Source organism: Embleya sp. NPDC056575 (assembly GCF_042793325.1).
GTDB lineage: Bacteria > Actinomycetota > Actinomycetes > Streptomycetales > Streptomycetaceae > Embleya.
Map to the genome: position 1 here is coordinate 1 of NZ_JBHTVA010000207.1, position 1,032 is coordinate 1,032.

A 1,032-nucleotide genomic window follows, 5' to 3' on the forward strand; every position below is an offset into this window, starting at 1 on the left:
GTGCACGCCCTGAGCGCCGGCCAGCTCTGGGGCATCCTCTCCGCCGCGCTGGCCCCGGCATGGGACGAGAGCCGGCCCGCCGCGGCCACCCGCCGCACGCGCGACCTGGGCCCCTGGGCCGTGGCCTGAGCGCCGACGGCATGCCGGCCCCTTGATGCATATGGACCACTTATGTGCGCGTGGCGGGAAACGGCGCCTTGAGACCGGCCGAGGACGGGCGGTGTCAGTAGTCACCGACGAACGTGACCGTCTCGTCGAGCGGCGCCCGGCCCGTACGGGTGTATCCCACCGTGACGTCCTCGAACCCGATCGACATGCCGCAGAAGAGGATGAGCTCGTCCGGAGGCGACAGGACCTCCGCGACGGTCTTGCGGTACTTCGCCCATGCCATCTGCGCGCAGCTGTGCAGCCCTTCGGCGCGCAGCAGCAGCATGACGGTCTGCAGATACATGCCGACGTCGGACCATTGGGCCGGGCCCAGGTCGCGGTCGATGTAGCAGAACAGGGCGGCGGGGGCGCCGAAACAGTCCCAGTTCGCGGAAGCGGCCCTCTGGCGCGCCTCCATGTCCTCGCGCGCAATGCCGAGTGCGCCGTAGCGCTGCTCGCCGAAGGCGGACCGGCGTTCGCGGTACGGGGACTTCAGTGCGGGCGGGTACTGCTCGTACTCCGGCTCGTCCCAGGGGTCGCCCACGGCCAGGCGCTCGCCGGCGCGCTTCTTGAGTTCGGCCAGCGGTCCGCCGGTCAGCACGTAGGTGTGCCACGGCTGGAGGTTCGATCCGGACGGTGTCCAGGCCGCGCCGGACAGCACCCGCTCCAGCACCTCCCTCGGGACGGGCCGGTCGGTGAATCCGCGTACCGCCCGCCGGCTCGTGACCGCCTCGTAGACGTTCACGGTCGCCCACCTCCCTCCGCGCGACGAGGCACTTTCGTTTCATTCAATATAGTATCACCCGATACCATCTCGTGTTTAACGATTGTCCCGTACAAACCCTCTACCCCTGGTCCCCCGCTCCGGACACCGCTCCTGGAGAG

The 1,032-nt window shown here is 69.5% G+C and carries 1 protein-coding gene; it reads right to left on the reverse strand.

The window, feature by feature from the left end; all coding sequences use genetic code 11:
* Window positions 1–223: 223 nt before the first annotated feature.
* Window positions 224–892, reverse strand: a complete 669-nt coding sequence (locus ACFRCG_RS48800) for a nitroreductase (RefSeq protein ID WP_095849888.1) — start codon at window positions 890–892, stop codon at window positions 224–226.
* Between the last annotated feature and the right edge of the window lie 140 nt (window positions 893–1,032).